General features: G+C 51.8%; 24 protein-coding genes. 13 read left to right on the top strand and 11 right to left on the bottom strand.

Annotated features, from left to right (window positions below):
* The first annotated feature begins 67 nt into the window (after positions 1-67).
* Entirely contained in the window at positions 68-1,105 is a 1,038-nt protein-coding gene (locus ACLD4K_RS18050) for a tRNA/rRNA methyltransferase (RefSeq protein ID WP_000997368.1), read from the top strand.
* Positions 1,106-1,220: 115 nt separating this feature from the next.
* Here the strand turns inward: ACLD4K_RS18050 and ung are convergent, their stop codons facing one another.
* Positions 1,221-1,910: a uracil-DNA glycosylase gene (gene ung, locus ACLD4K_RS18045; RefSeq protein WP_000179978.1), complete on the bottom strand. Its 690-nt coding sequence runs from the start codon at positions 1,908-1,910 to the stop codon at positions 1,221-1,223.
* A 318-nt stretch (positions 1,911-2,228) separates the two neighbouring features.
* Between ung and grcA the strand changes: the two genes are divergently transcribed.
* Positions 2,229-2,612: an autonomous glycyl radical cofactor GrcA gene (gene grcA / locus ACLD4K_RS18040; protein WP_000627811.1), complete on the top strand. Its 384-nt coding sequence runs from the start codon at positions 2,229-2,231 to the stop codon at positions 2,610-2,612.
* Between the two features lie 118 nt (positions 2,613-2,730).
* Here the strand turns inward: grcA and srmB are convergent, their stop codons facing one another.
* Positions 2,731-4,065 carry an ATP-dependent RNA helicase SrmB gene (srmB, locus tag ACLD4K_RS18035; RefSeq protein WP_000219174.1) on the bottom strand — a complete coding sequence of 445 codons (1,335 nt, stop codon included), beginning with the start codon at positions 4,063-4,065 and terminating at the stop codon, positions 2,731-2,733.
* 129 nt (positions 4,066-4,194) lie between these two features.
* Between srmB and trmN the strand changes: the two genes are divergently transcribed.
* Positions 4,195-4,932 carry a tRNA(1)(Val) (adenine(37)-N(6))-methyltransferase TrmN gene (gene trmN, locus ACLD4K_RS18030; RefSeq protein ID WP_000083345.1) on the top strand — a complete coding sequence of 246 codons (738 nt, stop codon included), beginning with the start codon at positions 4,195-4,197 and terminating at the stop codon, positions 4,930-4,932.
* Here the strand turns inward: trmN and nadB are convergent.
* On the bottom strand, positions 4,917-6,539 hold the full coding sequence (gene nadB / locus ACLD4K_RS18025; RefSeq protein ID WP_000989181.1) for an L-aspartate oxidase: 1,623 nt from the start codon (positions 6,537-6,539) through the stop codon (positions 4,917-4,919). The genes trmN and nadB overlap by 16 nt on opposite strands.
* A 264-nt stretch (positions 6,540-6,803) precedes the next feature.
* Here nadB and rseD point away from each other — a divergent pair, with 264 nt between their 5' ends.
* The 6 genes from rseD (at position 6,804) to ACLD4K_RS17995 (ending at position 11,380) form a co-directional block, all read left to right on the top strand.
* A complete protein-coding gene (rseD, locus tag ACLD4K_RS18020; protein WP_014344135.1) occupies positions 6,804-6,968 on the top strand; it encodes a rpoE leader peptide RseD in 165 nt (54 codons plus the stop codon).
* Positions 6,965-7,540: an RNA polymerase sigma factor RpoE gene (gene rpoE, locus ACLD4K_RS18015; RefSeq protein WP_000003307.1), complete on the top strand. Its 576-nt coding sequence runs from the start codon at positions 6,965-6,967 to the stop codon at positions 7,538-7,540. The genes rseD and rpoE overlap by 4 nt, the downstream gene beginning before the upstream one ends.
* Positions 7,541-7,571: 31 nt before the next feature.
* A complete protein-coding gene (gene rseA, locus ACLD4K_RS18010) occupies positions 7,572-8,222 on the top strand; it encodes an anti-sigma-E factor RseA (protein WP_001168374.1) in 651 nt (216 codons plus the stop codon).
* Positions 8,222-9,178 (top strand): sigma-E factor regulatory protein RseB, encoded by a 957-nt coding sequence (gene rseB / locus ACLD4K_RS18005; RefSeq protein WP_000812021.1) that lies wholly within the window; start codon positions 8,222-8,224, stop codon positions 9,176-9,178. The genes rseA and rseB overlap by 1 nt, the downstream gene beginning before the upstream one ends.
* Positions 9,175-9,654, top strand: a complete 480-nt coding sequence (rseC, locus tag ACLD4K_RS18000; RefSeq protein WP_000589049.1) for a SoxR-reducing system protein RseC — start codon at positions 9,175-9,177, stop codon at positions 9,652-9,654. The genes rseB and rseC overlap by 4 nt, the downstream gene beginning before the upstream one ends.
* A gap of 496 nt (positions 9,655-10,150) precedes the next feature.
* Positions 10,151-11,380: a tyrosine-type recombinase/integrase gene (locus tag ACLD4K_RS17995; protein ID WP_001007937.1), complete on the top strand. Its 1,230-nt coding sequence runs from the start codon at positions 10,151-10,153 to the stop codon at positions 11,378-11,380.
* On the opposite strand, the gene xis is transcribed toward ACLD4K_RS17995, so the two are convergent.
* The 8 genes from xis to ACLD4K_RS17955 form a co-directional block, all read right to left on the bottom strand.
* Positions 11,358-11,642: an excisionase Xis gene (gene xis / locus ACLD4K_RS17990; RefSeq protein WP_001670787.1), complete on the bottom strand. Its 285-nt coding sequence runs from the start codon at positions 11,640-11,642 to the stop codon at positions 11,358-11,360. The genes ACLD4K_RS17995 and xis overlap by 23 nt on opposite strands.
* A 40-nt stretch (positions 11,643-11,682) precedes the next feature.
* Positions 11,683-11,922, bottom strand: coding sequence for a DUF4060 family protein (locus tag ACLD4K_RS17985; RefSeq protein WP_001237031.1), 240 nt, complete (start codon positions 11,920-11,922; stop codon positions 11,683-11,685).
* Between the two features lie 42 nt (positions 11,923-11,964).
* Positions 11,965-13,122: a RecT family recombinase gene (locus ACLD4K_RS17980; protein ID WP_077907589.1), complete on the bottom strand. Its 1,158-nt coding sequence runs from the start codon at positions 13,120-13,122 to the stop codon at positions 11,965-11,967.
* Entirely contained in the window at positions 13,085-16,012 is a 2,928-nt protein-coding gene (locus tag ACLD4K_RS17975; protein ID WP_094894940.1) for a RecE family exodeoxyribonuclease, read from the bottom strand. Before ACLD4K_RS17975 ends, ACLD4K_RS17980 begins: the two co-directional genes overlap by 38 nt.
* A gap of 126 nt (positions 16,013-16,138) precedes the next feature.
* Complete coding sequence (locus ACLD4K_RS17970) at positions 16,139-16,489, bottom strand: hypothetical protein (protein ID WP_023239959.1); 351 nt, start codon at positions 16,487-16,489, stop codon at positions 16,139-16,141.
* Between the two features lie 21 nt (positions 16,490-16,510).
* The gene (locus ACLD4K_RS17965) at positions 16,511-16,669 is read right to left on the bottom strand and encodes a YdaE family protein (RefSeq protein ID WP_000917563.1); all 159 of its coding nucleotides are present in this window, start codon (positions 16,667-16,669) and stop codon (positions 16,511-16,513) included.
* On the bottom strand, positions 16,662-16,862 hold the full coding sequence (locus tag ACLD4K_RS17960; protein ID WP_411012266.1) for a hypothetical protein: 201 nt from the start codon (positions 16,860-16,862) through the stop codon (positions 16,662-16,664). The genes ACLD4K_RS17965 and ACLD4K_RS17960 overlap by 8 nt, the downstream gene beginning before the upstream one ends.
* Before the next feature lie 108 nt (positions 16,863-16,970).
* A complete protein-coding gene (locus ACLD4K_RS17955; RefSeq protein ID WP_001038966.1) occupies positions 16,971-17,381 on the bottom strand; it encodes a helix-turn-helix domain-containing protein in 411 nt (136 codons plus the stop codon).
* 119 nt (positions 17,382-17,500) lie between these two features.
* Here ACLD4K_RS17955 and ACLD4K_RS17950 point away from each other — a divergent pair, with 119 nt between their 5' ends.
* The 4 genes from ACLD4K_RS17950 to ACLD4K_RS17935 all read left to right on the top strand — a co-directional run bounded on the left by ACLD4K_RS17950 (position 17,501) and on the right by ACLD4K_RS17935 (position 19,900).
* On the top strand, positions 17,501-17,740 hold the full coding sequence (locus ACLD4K_RS17950) for a helix-turn-helix domain-containing protein (RefSeq protein ID WP_000370145.1): 240 nt from the start codon (positions 17,501-17,503) through the stop codon (positions 17,738-17,740).
* Complete coding sequence (locus tag ACLD4K_RS17945) at positions 17,706-18,080, top strand: CII family transcriptional regulator (protein WP_001574095.1); 375 nt, start codon at positions 17,706-17,708, stop codon at positions 18,078-18,080. Before ACLD4K_RS17950 ends, ACLD4K_RS17945 begins: the two co-directional genes overlap by 35 nt.
* Positions 18,081-18,164: 84 nt before the next feature.
* Complete coding sequence (locus ACLD4K_RS17940) at positions 18,165-19,148, top strand: replication protein (RefSeq protein ID WP_001670138.1); 984 nt, start codon at positions 18,165-18,167, stop codon at positions 19,146-19,148.
* A gap of 2 nt (positions 19,149-19,150) precedes the next feature.
* Positions 19,151-19,900 carry an ATP-binding protein gene (locus ACLD4K_RS17935; protein WP_000800012.1) on the top strand — a complete coding sequence of 250 codons (750 nt, stop codon included), beginning with the start codon at positions 19,151-19,153 and terminating at the stop codon, positions 19,898-19,900.
* The last annotated feature ends 4 nt before the right edge of the window (positions 19,901-19,904 follow it).

Below are 19,904 nucleotides of genomic sequence, written 5' to 3'. Positions count from 1 at the left end.
AAATCATGGCTAACCGGATGCACATCGGGTAATCTTCGCGCTTCGCGCAGCGCTGGTGGAGAAAAGCATGAACGATGAATTAAAAAACAAAAGCGGCAAAGTCAAAGTGATGTATGTCCGTAGTGATGATGACTCTGATAAACGCACCCATAACCCGCGTACCGGGAAAGGGGGAGGCCGCCCAGCAAAGTCTCGCACTGACGGTGGACGTCGCCCCGCCCGTGATGAGCGAAATAATCAGAGCCGTGACCGTAAACATGAAACTTCGCCGTGGCGCACCGTGTCACGCGCGCCAGGCGATGAAACGCCTGAAAAAGTCGATCATGGTGGTATTAGCGGTAAAAGTTTTATCGACCCTGAAGTTTTGCGTCGCCAGCGTGCGGAAGAGACACGCGTCTACGGCGAAAATGCCTGCCAGGCGCTATTCCAGAGCCGTCCTGACGCCATCGTGCGCGCATGGTTTATCCAAAGCGTGACCCCGCGTTTTAAAGAGGCGCTGCGCTGGATGGCGGCGAATCGTAAAGCCTACCATGTGGTGGATGAAGCCGAACTGGCAAAAGCTTCCGGGACTGAGCACCACGGTGGCGTGTGTTTCCTGATTAAAAAGCGTAACGGTACGACCGTTAAGCAATGGGTAAAGCAGGCGGCGGATCAAGACTGCGTGCTGGCGTTGGAAGATGTCGCTAACCCGCATAATCTGGGCGGCATGATGCGTAGCTGCGCGCACTTCGGCGTGAAAGGCGTGGTGGTACAGGATGCGGCGTTGCTGGAGTCCGGCGCGGCGATTCGTACCGCGGAAGGCGGGGCGGAGCATGTCCAGCCGATCACTGGTGAAAGCATTGTTGACGTACTGGATGATTTTCGTCAGGCGGGGTACACCGTGGTGACGACGTCCAGCGATCGCGGTCAGGCGCTCTTTAGTACGACCCTGCCGGAAAAGATGGTGCTGGTCTTAGGCCGTGAATATGACTACCTGCCGGAAGCGGCGCGCGAACCCGACGATCTGTGCGTGAAAATTAACGGCACCGGGAACGTGGAAAGCCTGAATGTGTCGGTTGCGACAGGCGTACTGCTCGCCGAGTGGTGGCGACAGAATAAAGCGTAAGGGCTGCAGCCCGGTGACGCAACGCGCGCCGGGCCGATTATGTACTTCCTACCGCCCGGTCAGACAAGGCGCTTTCGCGCCGTTATCCGGGCGATAAAACGGCGAGTCGCCAACGTTATTCACTCTCAGCCGGTAATACTGGCGTCCAGTCGATAGTTTTCTCGCCGTGTTGTTCCAGCCATTGGTTCGTTAGCGCAAAATGGTTACAGCCAAAAAATCCGCGGTGCGCAGAGAGTGGCGAGGGATGCGGAGCTTTCAGAATATGGTGGCGCTGTGGATCAATAATCGCGCCTTTCTTCTGGGCGTGCGAGCCCCACAGCAGGAAGACGACCCCTTCGCGGTGTTGGTTAATCAGGCTTATCACTTTATCCGTAAAGGTTTCCCACCCCAGGCTGGCATGAGAGTGCGCCTGGCCTGCCCGTACCGTGAGCACCGTATTCAGTAACAGTACGCCCTGGCGCGCCCAGCTTTCCAGATAACCGTGCGCGGGGCGAACAAAGCCGGGAATGGAGGCTTCCAGCTCTTTGTACATATTCACTAATGACGGCGGGGGAGCGATCCCAGGACGCACGGAAAACGCCAGACCATGTGCCTGGCCGGGGCCGTGGTAAGGATCTTGTCCCAGGATCACCACCTTAACGTCGCCCAGTTCCGTGAAGCGAAAGGCGTTAAACACATCTTTTTGCGGCGGGTAGACCGTGATACCCGACTGACGCTCGCCAGCAACAGTGTGAAGCGTATTGATAAAGTAAGGTTGCTGTTTCTCATCAGCCAGCACATCGTGCCAGGTTAACTCAGTCGCCATCTCGCTCTCCTGCGAATTTCCAGTTCCCTTAGCTTAACTGCTTCTTTCTGCAGTGCAAAATCCTGCGTGCTACAAAAACGGTTACCTACAAAAGATAGTTGAAAATTTATGTAAAAAGTTTATAGGTCTGAATGGTGTAAGTTGATGTAAAACAATAAATTCCCTTCATCACCCTTTTTATGGTGTGGTTTTTATTGATTTAAATCAAAGAATGAAGGGTGATCGAAGGGTATATATACACTCAAGCAACAATGGTTTTACCAATTGGCCGGGATTAGGCCGACCGAAATCAAATAATTTTGCCTGGGGAGGCATCACATGATTACAGGTATCCAGATTACTAAAGCCGCTAACGACGACCTGCTGAATTCCTTCTGGCTGCTGGACAGCGAAAAAGGCGAAGCGCGCTGCATCGTTGCAAAATCCGGCTTTGCTGAAGATGAAGTTGTGGCTGTCAGCAAACTGGGCGAGATCGAATACCGTGAAATTCCGATGGAAGTTAAACCGGAAGTACGCGTTGAAGGCGGTCAGCATCTGAACGTTAACGTTCTGCGTCGTGAAACTCTGGAAGATGCGGTTAAGCATCCGGAAAAATACCCGCAGCTGACTATTCGTGTTTCTGGTTATGCGGTGCGTTTTAACTCCCTGACGCCGGAACAGCAGCGCGACGTTATCGCTCGTACCTTTACCGAAAGCCTGTAAGATTCACGAATTATACCGACTTGGGGTGTAAAAAACGGTAGACGTTTATACGTCTTCCGTTTTTTTTACGTCTATTCATCGATAAAAAAATGCCGGGTTAACGAACCCGGCATTATCATCACTCTTCGCTGGATTGCTCCTGCATCTTCGTACCGCTTGGCTTGCGGCGCTTACCGATATTTTTTGTATCGCGGTGACGTTTCTTCACACGCGGCTTCTCTTTTTCTTTCTCTTTTTTCTTCTCGGCGCGTTTCGCCAGCACTTTTTTCGACGGTTTGCCGGTCAGCTTTTCGCTGGGCGCACGCGTGGTCGGGCGAAGCTCATCAATGACGCGCGCTTTTAGCGGCTCTTCGATGTAGCGACCGATTTTCAGCAGCAACAGATGGTCGTGGGCTTCTACCAGCGAGATTGCAGTGCCTTTGCGGCCCGCACGGCCTGTACGACCAATGCGATGCAGATAGGTATCGCCACTGCGCGGCATGTCGAAGTTAATGACGTGGCTGACGTCAGGAATATCAATCCCGCGTGCCGCGACGTCGGTCGCGACCAGCACGTTAACGCGACCGTCGGTGAGACGCTTAATACCTTCGTTACGTTTGATCTGCGCCATCTCACCTTCAAGATAGCAATTGTTGATCCCTGCCAGACGCAGCGTTTCGGCCAGTTCATGGACGCGTTCACGTTTACGTACAAACACGATAGAACGGGTTGCATCGTCTTGTTTTAGCAGGTGTTTCAACAGCGCAACTTTATGTTCGAAATTGTCGGCACGGTAGTACCACTGGTGAATTTTCTTACGCTCGCGGGTTGACGGATTGGCGGAAACCTCAACCGGGTCTTCCAGCAGACGCTCGGCAAAATCTTTAATCGCATCGCCTTCCAGCGTGGCGGAGAACAGCATCGTCTGTTTACGCCAGCGGGTCTCACCAGCGATATGTTCAATGTCCTGAGCGAAGCCCATGTCGAGCATCCGGTCAGCTTCGTCAAGAATCAGTGTTTCAACCGCCCGGCAGTCAAAGTTCTCTTCTTTTATATATTGCAGCAGACGGCCCGTTGTGGCGACCACGATATCCTGGTTTTCGCTAAACACTTCAGCATGGTTCATATAGGCCACGCCGCCGGTAATCGTGGCGATATCCAGATGAGTATGCTTAGCCAGTTCACGAGCGTGATCGGCAACCTGCATTGCCAGTTCGCGGGTTGGCGTCAGGATCAGAATACGCGGCGGCCCCGATTTTTTACGCGGAAAGTCGAGCAGGTGCTGCAACGCCGGCAGCAGATATGCCGCCGTTTTACCGGTGCCTGTCGGCGCAGAACCGAGTACATCACGGCCATCGAGCGCAGGCGGAATGGCGGCAGCCTGAATGGCGGTCGGGCGAGTGAAACCTTTATCCTGGAGGGCATCCAGCAGGCTTTCGTCGAGTTCAAGTTCGGAAAAAGTCGTTACAGTCATGTTCTACCTCTGTGTGGGGCGCTGATTATAGACGTTACGGCCGCAATCTTCATCTGTTTGTATGGATATCCCTTCTCAGGTATTGTTTTCACTCGGCGCTGTCGCCGTTTTTTGCAAGGTTGTTTTTACATGTCTCAGTCTGGCTCCGTTCTTCGTCGTAACGGATTTACGTTTAAACAGTTTTTTGTCGCACACGATCGGTGTGCGATGAAAGTGGGAACTGACGGTATTTTACTCGGGGCGTGGGCGCCGGTCGCGGATGTAAAGCGAATTCTGGATATCGGTACTGGAAGCGGTCTGCTGGCGTTAATGCTGGCGCAGCGGACGGATGACAATGTGCCTATTGACGCCGTGGAACTGGATGCCGGGGCTGCCATGCAAGCGCAGGAAAACGTGGCTCACTCTCCCTGGCCGCATCGAATAACGGTGCATACTGACGATATTCAGAGTTGGGCGCCTCGCCAGACGGTACGCTTTGATCTTATTATCAGCAACCCGCCTTATTACGAACCCGGTGTGGAATGCGCCACGCCGCAGCGGGAGCAGGCGCGTTACACCGCTACGCTGGATCACCAGACGTTATTGGCTATTGCGGCGGATTGTATTACCGAAGATGGCTTTTTTTGCGTAGTCTTGCCGGAACAAATAGGTAACGCTTTTACGCAGCAAGCGCTCAACATGGGATGGCATTTGCGGCTACGTACTGACGTTGCGGAAAACGAAGCGCGCTTGCCGCACCGGGTTTTGCTCGCATTCTCCCCGCAAGCCGGGGAGTGCTTTAGCGACAGATTAGTGATTCGCGGGTCAGACCAGCATTATTCTGAAAGTTATACGGCGCTGACCCAGGCATTTTATCTGTTTATGTGAGGCGTTAACGGCGAAAGGATCGATGGGCCTGATTCAGCCAGTTGTTGCGGATAATCCAGCGTAAAGTGCAGCCCCCGGCTCTCTTTACGCATCATCGCGCAACGCACAATCAGTTCGGCCACTTGCACCAGATTGCGCAGCTCCAGTAAATTATTCGAGACGCGAAAGTTGGCGTAATACTCGTCAATCTCTTGTTGCAACATAGTAATACGCCGTAGGGCGCGCTCCAGCCGTTTCGTCGTGCGCACAATTCCCACATAGTCCCACATCAGCAGGCGCAGTTCATGCCAGTTATGCTGAATCACCACCCGCTCATCGGCGTTCTCCACGCGGCTTTCATCCCAGGCGGGAAGGGCGTCAACGCTGTGGACAGAAGGCATTCGCCTGTCGATATCCATTGCTGCGGACCAGCCGTACACTAAGCATTCCAGCAACGAGTTGGACGCCATACGGTTAGCGCCGTGCAGGCCGGTGTAACTGACTTCGCCAATGGCATATAAGCCGTCTACATCGGTACGACCATAATCATCGACGACCACGCCGCCGCAGGTATAGTGCGCGGCAGGAACAATGGGAATCGGTTCTTTGGTTAAATCCATCCCCAAATCGAGCAGTTTCGCATAGATCATCGGGAAGTGCTGGCGGACAAAATCGTCAGGCTTGTGGCTGATATCGAGAAACATACAGTCTGCGCCGAGTCGTTTCATCTCATGGTCAATGGCGCGGGCGACAATATCGCGCGGCGCCAGTTCCCCGCGTTCGTCAACGTCCGGCATAAACCGTGAACCGTCCGGACGTTTAAGGTATGCGCCTTCGCCGCGCAGCGCTTCGGTAAGGAGAAAATTACGCGCCTGCGGGTGATAAAGGGCGGTGGGATGAAACTGGTTAAATTCCAGATTAGCGACCCGACAGCCTGCGCGCCAGGCCATCGCGATACCGTCGCCGGAGGAAATATCCGGGTTAGTGGTATATTGATAAACCTTTGAGGCGCCGCCGGTCGCCAGCACCACCGACTTCGCATGACAGGTTTCAACCCACTCTTTATTGCGATTCCAGATCCAGGCGCCGACGACCCGGCGAGGCCCCGGCAGACCCATTTTATCGGAGATAATTAAATCAACGGCGTTGCTGCGTTCCAGCACCTGAATATTAGGATGATTTTGCGCCCGACTGACCAACGTGGTTTCGACTTCCTTTCCGGTAGCGTCGGCGGCATGAAGGATACGGCGATGACTATGGCCGCCTTCACGCGTGAGATGATAGCTCTCCTTGCCGTTTGGCTGGACATGCGTATCAAACAGGACGCCCTGATCGATAAGCCACTGCACGCAGGTACGAGCGTTGCTGGCGACAAACTCCACCGCGTGGCGATCGCAAATTCCGGCGCCGGCAATCAGCGTATCTTCGACATGCGACGCAATACTGTCGGTTTCATCAAACACGGCGGCAATACCGCCCTGCGCATAAAACGTGGAGCCCTCGCTCACCGGCCCTTTACTCAGGACGATAACCTTATGCTTTTCAGCCAGACGCAGCGCCAGCGAGAGCCCGGCCGCGCCGCTGCCGATAATTAACACATCACAGGACAGTTCAGGAGTTGTCATCATGGTTTTTTGTTTAATTTACTAAACACGGTTGCGGCAGATTAGCACTATATGGCGCTAAAAAGCACGTGATGATTTCGCTGGTGTTGTGCTTATTAAACATAAAATAAAAATACGGCGAGAGATAAACGGCAAAAAATATTTTATAGGGCAGGGTGTTAGCGTCGGATTTTGTAGTGAAATAAAGATGCTGTTAGGTTACTCTGCAAACGACGAAATGGGCATTTCTGTACAGATAGTGCGTTGTTCAGCATCTGTAGACTTATAATGGAAGATAAGACCTGTCTACAACATGACAAACAAAAACAAATGCGTAACGGAACTTTACGAAACATAGACACTCTAACCTGTTGCTTGCTCATAGTGCGGCTTATGGAGTGGCGTTTCGAAAGCGCGTGGAAATTTGGTTTGGGGAGACATTACCTCGGATGAGCGAGCAGTTAACGGACCAGGTCCTGGTTGAACGGGTCCAGAAGGGAGATCAGAAAGCCTTTAACTTACTGGTAGTGCGCTACCAGCATAAAGTGGCGAGTCTGGTTTCCCGCTATGTGCCATCGGGCGACGTTCCCGATGTCGTACAGGAATCATTTATTAAGGCCTATCGCGCGCTGGATTCTTTCCGGGGGGATAGTGCTTTTTATACCTGGTTGTATCGCATTGCGGTCAATACCGCGAAGAACTACCTGGTTGCGCAGGGGCGTCGTCCGCCTTCCAGTGATGTAGACGCGATTGAAGCAGAAAACTTTGAAAGCGGCGGCGCGCTGAAAGAAATTTCGAACCCTGAGAACTTAATGTTGTCAGAAGAACTGAGACAGATAGTTTTCCGAACTATTGAGTCCCTCCCGGAAGATTTACGTATGGCAATCACCTTACGGGAGCTGGATGGCCTGAGCTATGAAGAGATAGCGGCTATCATGGATTGTCCGGTGGGGACGGTGCGTTCACGTATCTTCCGGGCGCGGGAAGCTATTGATAATAAAGTTCAACCGCTTATCAGGCGTTGACGATAGCGGGATACTGGAAAAGGTATTAGGCATGCAGAAAGAAAAACTTTCCGCTTTGATGGATGGCGAAACGTTGGATAGTGAGCTGCTCAAAGCGCTTACGCACGACCCGGAAATGCAGAAAACCTGGGAGAGTTATCACCTGATCCGCGATTCAATGCGGGGGGATACGCCTGACGTTCTCCATTTCGATATATCCGCTCGCGTGATGGCCGCTATTGAAAACGAGCCAGTACGTCAGGTGTCGCCATTAATCCCTGAGGCCCAACCCGCTCCGCAGCAATGGCAGAAAATGCCGTTCTGGAAAAAAGTGCGTCCGTGGGCGGCGCAGCTTACCCAAATGGGCGTGGCGGCGTGCGTTTCACTTGCAGTTATCGTCGGTGTCCAGCACTATAATGGGCAATCTGAAACATCCCAACAACCTGAAACGCCGGTTTTCAATACCCTGCCTATGATGGGGAAAGCCAGCCCGGTAAGTCTGGGAGTGCCTTCTGAAGCAGCGCCTGTCGGCAGTCAGCAACAGCAGGTACAGGAGCAGCGTCGTCGCATTAATGCCATGTTGCAGGACTATGAACTGCAGCGCCGACTGCACTCCGAACAGCTTCAGTTTGAGCAGGCGCAAACCCAGCAAGCCGCGGTACAGGTGCCAGGAATCCAAACTTTAGGAACGCAATCGCAGTAATGAAGCAACTTTGGTTTGCCATGTCCCTTGTGGCGGCTAGCCTGTTCTTCTCAGTAAACGCCTCGGCCGACCCTGCGTCCGGGGCGTTATTGCAGCAGATGAACATCGCCAGTCAGTCACTGAATTACGAGCTGTCATTCGTCAGCATCACGAAACAAGGCGTTGAATCTCTACGTTATCGACACGCACGCCTGGATAGTCGCCCGCTTGCGCAATTGCTACAGTTGGACGGTCCCCGCCGGGAGGTCGTACAGCGTGGTAATGAAATCAGTTATTTTGAACCGGGCCTTGAGCCGTTCACCCTGAACGGTGATTATATTGTCGATTCTCTGCCTTCCCTGATTTACACCGACTTCAAGCGCCTGGCGCCTTACTACGACTTTATTTCTGTCGGACGTACCCGTATCGCAGACAGATTGTGCGAAGTTATCCGCGTTGTGGCGCGCGATGGTACGCGTTACAGCTATATCGTCTGGATGGACATGGACACTAAACTGCCGATGCGCGTTGATCTGCTGGATCGCGATGGCGAGACGCTGGAGCAGTTCCGCGTTATTGCGTTCACGGTGAGTCAGGATATCGGCAGCAACATGCAGGCGCTGGCGAAGGCGAATCTGCCGCCGCTGCTTTCTGTTCCCGGTGGCGAAAAAACGAAATTTAACTGGAGTCCATCCTGGGTACCGCAAGGCTTTAGCGAAGTTTCCAGCAGCCGTCGTCCGTTGCCGACGATGGATAACCTGCCTATCGAATCGCGGCTTTATTCTGACGGTCTGTTTAGCTTTTCCGTCAATGTGAACCGGGCGACGCAAAACAGCAGCGATCAGATGCTGCGCACCGGGCGCCGAACGGTTTATAGCAGCGTTCGCGACAACGCGGAAATCACCATTGTCGGCGAGCTTCCGCCGCAAACGGCGAAGCGCATTGCCGACAGTATCAAATTCAGGGCAGTACAATGATTAAAGAGTGGGCAACCGTTATCTCCTGGCAGAATGGTCAGGCGGTGGTGAGCTGCGACGTTAAAGCGTCATGCAGTAGCTGCGCCTCCCGTGCGGGATGCGGCAGTCGCGTGCTGAATAAATTAGGGCCGCAAACCACGCATACCATTGTTGTTCCAAGCGCGGAGCCGCTGGCGCCGGGGCAGAAAGTCGAGTTGGGCATCGCCGAAAAAAGCCTTTTAGGTTCGGCGTTGCTGGTCTATATGTCGCCTTTAGCGGGGCTATTTCTTTGTGCGGCGCTTTTTCAGATGCTGTTTGGATCTGACCTTGCCGCATTAAGCGGGGCCGTGTTGGGCGGCGTGGGCGGTTTTCTGGTTGCCCGCGGCTATTCCCGAAAACTGGCGGAGCGCGACGCCTGGCAGCCGGTGATTTTAAACGTTGCCCTCCCGCCGGACCTTGTTCGCGTCGAAACTACCTCAATCGAAACGCGCCAGTAAACGTTTTGCCCAACGGTACACCTGCCGCGTTGGGTTGTTGTCCCGATAAACATGCGCTTTTCCTGCGTTGCGGTGTTTTACAGGAAAAAGCGAGGCGTTTTCCAGTTCCCGCTCTCCTTACACTATGAACATTTCCTCGCCTTAGCGTTGTAGTGTAGAATGCGGCGTTTCAGTTAAAACAGACGTTAAGCTCAGAACAGCGACCTCTAAAGTCTGGTCAACCAGGCGTAAGGCATAATAATTTATCTCTATGAAGAACATACGTAACTTTTCGATCATTGCTCACATCGATAATTGATACCCCGCCACCCTCCGCAAACCTACGACAAAATCCTCTCAAGATCCCCGCAAAATAAGCGCTCACAAAAATGATACTGGTTGCATGTACAGTCAACCTACGACATCATGAGTCATGGTTTTTGTGTCCACCAGTGCGTCCATATCCTATGATGGACACAGAATCTTCCGTTCTGATGGACACATGCAGGGATAAATCATGGCTATTTCAGATAGTTATCTAAAGTCGTGCCTCGGGCGCGAACGCGATAAAGTTGAAGAGAAGGCAGACCGGGACGGTCTGTGGGTGCGCATTTCCAAAAAGGGCGCCGTCACTTTTTTCTACCGATTCCGTTTCCTGGGTAAGCAGGACAAGATGACGATCGGCAGTTACCCGGAATTCGGGTTGAAGGCCGCGCGCGAAGAGGTAACTAAGTGGGCCGCCATTCTTGCCCGTGGAGAAAATCCGCGGATCAGGCAAGGCCTCGATAAAGCTAAAATCAACAGCCAGTACACATTCGAGGAACTTTTCAGAGAATGGCATGCGATGGTATGCGTTCAGAAAGAAACATCCGATCAAATACTGCGTTCGTTTGAGCTGCATGTATTCCCTAAGCTGGGTAAGTATCCAGCGCATCAGTTGACGCTGCACAACTGGCTTACAGTTCTGGACCGACTGGCGCAGGGATACACTGAGATCACCCGGCGAGTAATTAGTAACGGTCGGCAGTGCTACTCATGGGCAGTGAAGCGCCAGTTGCTTGAGGTTAACCCACTTTCTGAAATGTCCGGTCGTGATTTTGGTATTCAGAAGAAAATGGGGGAGAGAACACTGGATCGCAAAGAAATTGCGATTGTCTGGCGAGCTATTGAGGATTCCCGCCTTATTGAGCGAAACAAGATTCTTTATAAATTGTCTCTGATATGGGCGTGCAGGGTCGGTGAACTCCGTCAGGCTGAAGTTTCGCATTTCGATTTTGAGGAGGGCGTCTGGACCGTACCGTGGGAAAATCATAAAACGGGACGGAAAAGTAAGAAGCCGATAATCCGCCCGATCATCCCTGAAATGCTCCCGCTGATACAACGAGCCATTGAGCTGGCACCGGGCCGTTTTGTTTTCTCAAAATATGCAGACAAGCCGATGAGCGAAGGCTTTCATATGAGCATCAGCAGCAACCTTGTTAAGTTCATGCTGAAGGCTTATAACGAGCAGGTTCCGCACTTTACGATCCATGATCTACGCAGAACTGCGCGAACGAATTTCTCCGAGCTGACTGAACCACATATTGCTGAGATGATGCTCGGGCATAAACTGCCTGGAGTGTGGTCGGTGTACGACAAATACACCTATATCGAAGAAATGAGAGAAGCTTATAGTAAATGGTGGGCCCGACTGATGAGCATCATCGAGCCCGATGTTCTGGAGTTCACGCCACGTCAGACCGGATGAGCCGACCTTTGTTGTCACGGGGCAGATTCAGATGCGACATTGGACGGCGTGTTGGTCGTGACATTTCCCTGACCTGCCACTCATTGACTTTGGTTTTAAGCCATTTGTTGGAGCCACCCATATATGAACAGTCAGGCTCCGGGAATGGGTTGTTGTCGCTTGGTCGCTTACGGTAACGCTCCAGCGTCCTGGAAGAAATCCTGAGCTGGCAGCAAATTTCGCGGGTGCTCATCAATTCAAAGTCTCTAATTTTTTTGCTCATCGTTTTCTCCAGTGGCCCCGCAGCGGGCCATCGCTAATATTCAGTTTGCCTGTGCCGGCAGATTTCTAAGTTTCCGAACGCCGATCATTGCGGTGGCTACGTAGCTGGTGGCCCGGTTAACTACTTCGACAGGAACCTTTACGCCATCCACTACAACGGTGTAATTGGTAACGTGCTTTTGTCTGCCGTAATCGCCGAACTTCTCATGATGCGCCGCCAGTGCAACATCACATGCGCGACGACCCAATGGGGATTGCTTACTGCGATTTATAAGGCGCATAAAACCTCCTCAGGCGGGAGGGCGTAACCCCTCCCGATGCAATTAGCCGATGTATTCCGGTTTCATATCGTCCAGGGTGATGCGGTACTTATCGTGCAGTTCGTCGCCAAGATGACGTTTAGCAGCGCCAAGCGTACTTTCAGCTTTAGCAAACATCTCTGCGGCTTCCGGTTCGCCAGGGTTTGGAATTGAGTTGATCACTGCCTCGACTTTATTCTGTGCATCGACCTGGTAATAGCGCTTCACTGCTTTGTTTTTTAATTCGGTGAACAGCGCAGTACCCAGCAACGCTTTCTGTGATTCGATATCCGCACGGATTGCTTTTGCCTGATCAACGGAACTTGCTGTATCAATGCGTTCGCGAAGATCGTCGGCAACAGCATCAACGTTAGCTGCCGACTCCTGCGCGCTGGTCCTGGTGCTAACCTCGCTGGTGATTTCCTGTACGCTCATGCGCTGGACTGGAGCAGGGTTAATCTCGCGTTCTTCTCGTTGCTCAACCTCATCAGGGCTGTACACGCCGAGGATCACTTCCGGGCAGTACAGGCGAGCCCAATATTTAACGCCCAGATAAGCAATTTGCTGTTTAGGGTTTGAAACCCATAGCGGAGAATTGCGGGTAACAACGCCGGAGAGGTAAAGAGGTTCTCCCCAGGTGATTTCAGATTCACCTCGCAGAATGGCACCAACCTGAACGAACAGGCCGATCTCGTCCTCATCCGTCCAGCCACGAACGCGCTCAGTGACGGTGTACTTCCCATTTTTACCGTTTTTATCGCGTGTGATTTCCTGTGTCCTGGTGCAGCGCTCCCAGTCACCCCCATAGCGGTAATGAAAACGGCCATGAATGGCACTGGAGCTTGCGATTACTGCGTTGACCAGTTGTGCCTCGTAACCAAGAACACCGTTAACCAGGTGTGTTTTCTGCGCCACAGCGTAAGGGTTCATGCCCCATTGCATAGCCTGCATAACGATAGCCATACAGTCGGCTGGTTTCCCTGCAAGGTGTGCCGGTACCGTCACCTGTGAGTCTGCCATCAGGTTAGCGAAAGCTGTTAACTGACCCAGTGCCTGAACGTTAAAAATTGCGTTACTGGCAGAAATGGTGTTTGGTGCCTGCTGCTCAGTGGTAACAATATTTGTGTTTTCCATGATTTTCCCCTTATGCCTGTACGCGCAACGCTTCAAGGCGGCGCACATCAAAATCGTTCAGTTCGTCGGTGTAGTCTTCTGTGATAGGCGCTGGCCATTCACCAGTGTCGAAGCCGTTTGCTATCGCTCGCATTGTTTTGCGGTATTCCAGCATGCCAAGTTCCAGCAACTCGGTAGACGCCTCAATGATGGCGACCCAGTGGTAGTTCTCGTCTTTGTTGACGAAAATCCAGAAAAACTGGTCCAGCGCCGCAGTTTCGCAGTACATGGCCGCGCTCAGGTGATAGTCCCGATCGATGATTTCACGGTGCAACTTCGCACGCAGGCCTTCCTGCTTGATGTTCCACATGCTGATAGTTTTCAGGTCGGCGCCAATGCGCAGGCCGCCCATATCGAGCTCAAGGTCAGGGCGTACCCGAACTTCCAACCCGGTTTCCTCATCAATCCCAAAATAGCTCACCTCGACAGCGCGGCTTGGGTGAGTCAGCAATTTGCCGGCGGTCGGGTGCTCCAGCAGGGCTTTCTGAATGTTCAGCGCGGTGCTGAGCTGTTGGCGGGTGACCAGCACTTTCCCTTCGGTGTTCTCCCGCCACGCATCCAGCAATTCGTCGGCGAATACCGCTGCCGGGTTGACTGATTTCACGGCCTGAATCAGATCGGCCTTCGTGCCAGAGACTTTCAACGGCGACGATTTTTGCGCTTCCTGAGCGACCAGGTCAGGGTTGATTATTGCCAGTTGCTCCAACAGCGCGTCACGGCTGCCGCTGGTTTTAACCGGCGCGGGCAGGGTGGCGTTGTACTCTTTGATGCAGGCTTTCATCGCCGTGGCTGTATGTTTGGTGCCGTTTTCAATGCGCTGGAATTCTTCGGGAAGCTGCTCATACGATGCATAGGTTTCATCTACCGAAGCTCCAAGCGGCATCTGCGACGGCAGGGTGGCGTTGTACTCTTCCAGCAGCGCTTTGATATCGTCAGCACTCAGCAGCGCTGGCAGGCTGGCGTTGTGCGCGTCGATGAACTCGCGCAGGGTGGCGGTGGTGGTGAAAGCACCCTCAGGGATCTCCGGCTCTACGCTGAACTCCGCTTCGAGGTTTTCCGGCTGTAGAGCCAGAGCATGTACCAGGTTGCCCATATCAAGCACTGGAGAGCGCTCTTTGACGATAGTCTTCTCTACGTGACGCGCGTTAAAGTACATCAGCGACACGCGAGCATCTTTCACCTGAGTTGAGCTGATCCCGTTGGCGGCGTGGTAAACCTCGTTTGGTACACCTTCATAGCGGCCCGGCTCGAAGTATTCCGGCCAGGCTGCTTCTGGCTCTTCTTGTTGCGATTCCGGTACGTTTTGTTGCGCCTCAGGTTCAGATTGGCTCACAGAATCGTTGTTCTGGTGCGTCTCAGCCTGATTCTGGTTCTCTACGGTAACTGCTTCTTTACCAGTACCCAGATCGCCTTCGCCTGCCTGCACCGCATCACCAGCCTGTTTTTCATCACTGTCAGCTTTTTGAACCTGCACATTGCTGGTGGTCTCCGGATTCGTTTCTGTGCCATGAGTTGATGAGTTCTGCATTAAAGCGGACACGTCGAAAATACCGTTGCCAACATTTTTAACCAGTTCAGGTTCGGTGGTCGGCTGGCTTGTCCCGGTTTTCACCCATTTTGGGTCGTTCGGGTCGCTGATGCCTTCCACATATTCACCGCGCGCGGCGGCAAGCTGTCGGTTGGCTTCTTCTACCGCGTCTTTTTCCGGAGTGTGTCGGGCAGCCGTGAGAGCTTCCTCGGTGGGGTTCTCGTGATCAGTCTCCGTTAAGTTGGCGTTGATATACCCCTGAAGGCGTCCGGGGTAGTGATAAAACTCAGGGTGTGCGCTTCGGATCAGCGCGAAAATAGCGGCGCGGGAATAATCCAGGATACCGGGCGTTGCGCGAAGTGCTGCGGACCATTCTTTGAACGGACTTTCCTTTTTCTTTACGATTTCTTTTGCGCGACGGTAAACGCTGCCAGGTAGCTCATAGATATTAAAGTCCATAGGCAAAGTGGCCATTGCAATCTCTACGTCCAGAGTATCGAGAGTGTGTTCGTAATCAGGGTTACGGTCAGTCTTATTGCCACCGCCAGCGTTGGCGCCGCTTTCAGTGCGTTGAATAGCCGATACACGGTTGCCTTTCGCCCACTCCTTAACGAGCAAACCGCGATCGATATGCTCCGTCTCGAACCATGTTTTAAGGAACTGGATAACAGTCGCCAGTTCAGGAGTTTTTCCATCGACAGGGAATACTTTTTTAACGGCATTCACTATTTTGTGAATGTCATGTTCAATGGCTTTCTTGAACGCTTCAACATTCTCGGCGGCAAGCAGCAGGTTCTGGACATATGAATTATCGGTGTCCATTTCGAGACGCAGAATTTCTTTTTTCTGGGAGGCGTCGACGTGATAAAGATACTCACCTTCACCTATGTACTGAGCAAGAACGCGGTGACGGAGAGGCATAGTTGCGACAACAGTCAGCTCGGGGGCTGGAGCTGTTGCCTGGGCAGGGCTGTTGCTTTCGTTACCAAAATTTTCGGTATGGTCTTCCAGCACTTCGCCTGTTTCGGTATCAACACCGTCGACGATATGCTGGCGCGCCGCGGCGGCGGCTTCAGATGATGGCAGGGTGACGCCGGGGATTTGCGTCCAGGTCATATTGTCTTTAGCGAGTTGATAGTAATCGCAGAAAGTGAGGCTCAGTTCGCCTTCTGGGGGCAACTCGTTAACGACAGGGAAATTAGTGGCAACAGCTTTAAAATAATCTTTCAGCTTTGCGCCGGTTTTAATCAACAAATAATCCAGCGTTGCATTTGCAGCCTCAAAATCATCGCTGCACCAGAGCACCGCATCTTTATTACCGGATTGCTTTTTTGCTCTGCGGACTAAAAATACAGGATTAGTTCCACTCATTACTTTATCCTCGATTCGTGTAGAATGGAGGTGCCTTAACAGCACCCCGATATATCAGGTTGTTATGTCCGGTACGCTTTGGTCGGTTGGACCGGACAGGGCACGCCCGCTTCGGTGGGCGTTTTCTTAATGGATGGTCTGATAAAATTTTTCTGAGTAATCAAGCTTGTAACTTCGGTAATTACCAAACCCTGCTTGTTCTCCATCACTTACCTTGACTGTGAGCAGCGAAATGGCTTCTACAGCACAATGAGGACAGTCGAACTTTCCGAGTACATATCCACCGTCGAGAATCACAGTAGTTTCGCCAGTTGAATTTGAGTGAATAACGCCTGAGACTTTCTTTTCGCAATTGAATAAAGCAATGCTCTTATTAACTGCTTTCAGGTTCATTTCGATTTTTACGATTTCCATAATTTCTCCAGTCTTAAATTCAGGGTGTATGAAGCCACGCCAAATTAATGGCGAATTTTTCATTTCATATTTCGGAACTACTATTTAACTTTCGTGCGCCATCTGGTCGTATTCAGCGCACTGCCTGGAACAATATTCCTTTTCTTTGCGCGCCAGTTGCGAGCCGTTGCGATAGAGAAGGGTGTTTTTTACTTCTTTGCCTTCATCAATGGATTTGCGGCAGTAACCGCATTGTTTAAGCATCCGGATCTCCTTTCTGCGCCAGCAGGTAGCAGAGGCGGCGGATTAAAACCTCAATCCGGTTGAGCGGGACGGCCTGCTGTCGAGCTGGTTTACGTGCGAAATCAATCATTCTCACCCTCGTTTGCCTTATCGCCGGCCAGCGGAACGTTTTACACCTGACAACGATGCGCTTGTTGTCGATGAAACTAACAATAAAACCAAAGGTTCGATTTGTAAAGCAAAAAGTGCAACTAAAGTTCTATCTTGGGGCATAAAAATAGCACCTAAAGAGGTGCTACCTGTATGGATGAGTTCTTTGGTTCTATTTTTTGAGGTCGTTAATTAGATCAAAAACGTTGTTCTTCAGCAGATCCATCTCTTGGAGGACTGCTTTTGTATGGAGGATAACACGCAGTTTCTCTGCTTCCGGGAGTTGATTGAAAAGAGAAAGCAATGTTTCTTCTTTTTCATCAAGGACTCTGGGTTTAGGTTCAGCCCTTTCGCCTTCACTTTCATCCCCTGGCTCCATGAAGAACCAATATTCAGGCCTTCCGGTCACCGCCGATAACCTTTTCAAGCGCTCTCCGCTGGCTACAGACGTGCCAGAGGCCCACTTTCTCACAGATGTGTGAGAAAGCATTACGCGCCGTGAGAGGTCAGCCATAGACCAGCCGTTCTCATCCAGAACTTGCTGGATACGCTTGGCGAAAATGGGATGAAGATTTTTGTTCATATTCACATTTTACAACCTTCAGTTTCTTTATTCATTGGAACTATTAGATTGATTTTTGTTGGAACCTAAAGTTTTACGTGATAATCTCCAGCTACCAACTCGTAGAACTGGAGAGCCAAATGGACAACCAATTAAAAATCAAAATCAGTAACCACATGACTCAAATGAGCATCGGCGAACATTTTGGTATCTCGTCTCAAGCTGTAGGCAAGTGGCTGAGAAAAGGAGTAATTCCTCCCCGTCGCATCCTGCCGTTATGTGAAATTCTTGAATGGAAAGTCACTCCTCACGAGATTGACCCAGCAGCATACCCAAACCCAACCGATGGCTTACCAAGCCAAGAGGCATCAGCCAAATAACCATAGAGGATATTTACCCATGGAGAACGCAATTGCACGAAAGTTAGACCCACCAGAAATCAACCCGATTGAGATAGAGAGCGTCCTGCTCAACCGGCTTGCATCAGTAGGGCAGAAATCATACGCCGAGCATATGGGCATCAGCGAGTCGACAGTCAGCAGGCGTAAAGCTGAGGGATATTTCTGCAACATGGCGAAAGAGCTGGCTTTTCTTGGGATTCAGGCCGCGCCACCGGAAGCGGTACTGGTATCCAGAAACTATCTCACAGCAGTAGAGATTCTCGCTGATGCCGGGCTAAAGGCTGAACGAGCCAGGCCGGATGCGCTGGGGTGGGACTGAAAATGGCAGCAACTAAAAAGGCGAAAGCCGCGGTGAGGGGTCACCAACGGCTTTCTGGTGCAAAAACGGTAGGTAATTGCGGAGATGAGTATGTCAAATACCGCTGAAATATACAAATTCCCTGCGCCGGTACCGACGCAACAGGAGTGCCGTATGGCTGATCTGGAAAATGGCTATTTACGTTTAGCTAATCAGATCCAGGACGCCTTGTGTATCGTTGAACTATCGGGGCGTGAGTTCCGTGTTTTGAATGCGATTATCCGGCTGACTTATGGCTGGTCGAAAAAATCAGATCGTATTGCCAACAGCCTCATTGCAGATAAGACAACACTGAAGGTAAAGCATGTATCCGAAGCGGTGCTGAGTCTTGCCTATCGTAACATCATTATCCTGCGCCGTATTGGTCAAACAAGATACATAGGGATTAATACAAACCTGGATAAATGGGCTTATTCCAAGCCACATTGCTCAAAATGTCCGGTGTCTTTTCCTGATGATGAAATTGCCACATGGATTATTTCTGTACCCGAAACCAGGGATAGTTATCCCCGAAAAGGGGGAAGGGCATCCCCGAAAACGGGGATAGTTATCCCTGAAAACAGGGATAGCGTTTTACCCCATTCAGCCATCCCTGAAAACGGGGATAGTTATCCCCGAAAAGGGGGAAGGGCATCCCCGAAAACAGGGAACACCAAAGACATTATTCCAAAGACAAATATAAAAGATCTAACCCCCTTTAATCCCCCTAAGGGAAAAGTGAAGTTTGATCCGTTGAGTATTCCTGTTCCCGAATGGCTGAATGCTGCGTCGTGGAACGAATGGGTCACATACCGCCAGCAATCCGGAAAGCCCATAAAAACCGAACTGACGGTAACAAAAGCTTTCAGGCTTCTGAAGGAGTGCCTGGATGAAGGCCACGATCCGGTAAACGTCATCAACACAAGCATTGCCAACGGCTACCAGGGACTATTCAAACCGAAGTTCGCTCTCAACGACCGAAGAGCTGGCAGAGATGTGAACCACATTTCTGCGCCAGACAAAACCATTCCTACCGGATTCAGGGGGTAACGATGAAAAACGTAATCGGTACTGGCAGTGCGCTTGATCGCCTGAAAAGAATTATCCCAGCCAGTGTGCAGCCGAAATTCTCGACTGCTGATGAGTGGCGGGCATGGCAGGAAGCCGAAGGGCGTAAACGCAGTGAAGAGCTTGACAGGATGAATCAGAAATCCCGCACCGAGAAGATTTTCGGGCGATCTGGCATTCAGGATCTCCATCGTAGCTGTACGTTTGCTAACTACGAAGTAAGCGGGGAGGGGCAGCGAAAAGCGTACACGATGGCAAAAAGTTATGCCCAGAACTTCGGTAGTGGATTTGCGAGCTTTGTGTTCAGTGGTGGTCCGGGAACCGGGAAAAACCATCTTGCGGCGGCAATCGGAAATCATCTGCTGGCCGGCGGTCATAGCGTTCTGGTGGTAACCATTCCTGACCTGATGCTCAGGGTTCGTGAGTGCTACGACGGTGGGCAATCAGAAGCGTCCCTGCTTGATGACCTTTGCAAAGTTGACCTGCTGGTACTGGATGAAGTCGGTATTCAGCGCGGGAGCAGTGGTGAGAAGGTCATTCTCAATCAGGTTATCGATCGCCGTCTCTCATCGATGCGACCTGTTGGCGTTCTGACGAATCTTAACCACGAGGGGCTGTTGGATTCACTGGGCGCGAGGGTTATCGATCGCCTCCAGATGGACGGAGGGATGTGGGTGAATTTTGACTGGGGAAGCTACCGGAAAAACGTTAGCCACCTCCGGATCGTGAAATAAGGGG

The sequence above is a fragment of the Salmonella sp. 741265055_HSA genome (assembly GCF_046569525.1).
GTDB lineage: Bacteria > Pseudomonadota > Gammaproteobacteria > Enterobacterales > Enterobacteriaceae > Salmonella > Salmonella enterica.
Note: the sequence above shows the minus strand (reverse complement) of the source record. Positions and strands in the feature narration are given on the sequence as shown.

Bases quoted from the DNA above. Each gene is read 5' to 3' on its own strand.
- ACLD4K_RS17945 (WP_001574095.1), top strand. From the start codon at position 17,706: ATGGCTTACCAAGCCAAGAGGCATCAGCCAAATAACCATAGAGGATAT.
- ACLD4K_RS17935 (WP_000800012.1), top strand. From the start codon at position 19,151: ATGAAAAACGTAATCGGTACTGGCAGTGCGCTTGATCGCCTGAAAAGA.
- rpoE (WP_000003307.1), top strand. From the start codon at position 6,965: ATGAGCGAGCAGTTAACGGACCAGGTCCTGGTTGAACGGGTCCAGAAG.
- rseB (WP_000812021.1), top strand. From the start codon at position 8,222: ATGAAGCAACTTTGGTTTGCCATGTCCCTTGTGGCGGCTAGCCTGTTC.
- ACLD4K_RS17985 (WP_001237031.1), bottom strand. From the start codon at position 11,922: ATGCGCCTTATAAATCGCAGTAAGCAATCCCCATTGGGTCGTCGCGCA.
- ACLD4K_RS17965 (WP_000917563.1), bottom strand. From the start codon at position 16,669: ATGCTTAAACAATGCGGTTACTGCCGCAAATCCATTGATGAAGGCAAA.
- rseD (WP_014344135.1), top strand. From the start codon at position 6,804: ATGGAAGATAAGACCTGTCTACAACATGACAAACAAAAACAAATGCGT.
- ACLD4K_RS17980 (WP_077907589.1), bottom strand. From the start codon at position 13,122: ATGTGCGCCGCCTTGAAGCGTTGCGCGTACAGGCATAAGGGGAAAATC.
- ACLD4K_RS17955 (WP_001038966.1), bottom strand. From the start codon at position 17,381: ATGAACAAAAATCTTCATCCCATTTTCGCCAAGCGTATCCAGCAAGTT.
- xis (WP_001670787.1), bottom strand. From the start codon at position 11,642: ATGAGCAAAAAAATTAGAGACTTTGAATTGATGAGCACCCGCGAAATT.
- ACLD4K_RS17950 (WP_000370145.1), top strand. From the start codon at position 17,501: ATGGACAACCAATTAAAAATCAAAATCAGTAACCACATGACTCAAATG.
- rseC (WP_000589049.1), top strand. From the start codon at position 9,175: ATGATTAAAGAGTGGGCAACCGTTATCTCCTGGCAGAATGGTCAGGCG.
- ACLD4K_RS17975 (WP_094894940.1), bottom strand. From the start codon at position 16,012: ATGAGTGGAACTAATCCTGTATTTTTAGTCCGCAGAGCAAAAAAGCAA.
- rseA (WP_001168374.1), top strand. From the start codon at position 7,572: ATGCAGAAAGAAAAACTTTCCGCTTTGATGGATGGCGAAACGTTGGAT.
- trmN (WP_000083345.1), top strand. From the start codon at position 4,195: ATGTCTCAGTCTGGCTCCGTTCTTCGTCGTAACGGATTTACGTTTAAA.
- nadB (WP_000989181.1), bottom strand. From the start codon at position 6,539: ATGATGACAACTCCTGAACTGTCCTGTGATGTGTTAATTATCGGCAGC.
- ACLD4K_RS17940 (WP_001670138.1), top strand. From the start codon at position 18,165: ATGAGTATGTCAAATACCGCTGAAATATACAAATTCCCTGCGCCGGTA.
- ACLD4K_RS17995 (WP_001007937.1), top strand. From the start codon at position 10,151: ATGGCTATTTCAGATAGTTATCTAAAGTCGTGCCTCGGGCGCGAACGC.
- ACLD4K_RS17970 (WP_023239959.1), bottom strand. From the start codon at position 16,489: ATGAAAAATTCGCCATTAATTTGGCGTGGCTTCATACACCCTGAATTT.
- ACLD4K_RS18050 (WP_000997368.1), top strand. From the start codon at position 68: ATGAACGATGAATTAAAAAACAAAAGCGGCAAAGTCAAAGTGATGTAT.
- srmB (WP_000219174.1), bottom strand. From the start codon at position 4,065: ATGACTGTAACGACTTTTTCCGAACTTGAACTCGACGAAAGCCTGCTG.
- grcA (WP_000627811.1), top strand. From the start codon at position 2,229: ATGATTACAGGTATCCAGATTACTAAAGCCGCTAACGACGACCTGCTG.
- ung (WP_000179978.1), bottom strand. From the start codon at position 1,910: ATGGCGACTGAGTTAACCTGGCACGATGTGCTGGCTGATGAGAAACAG.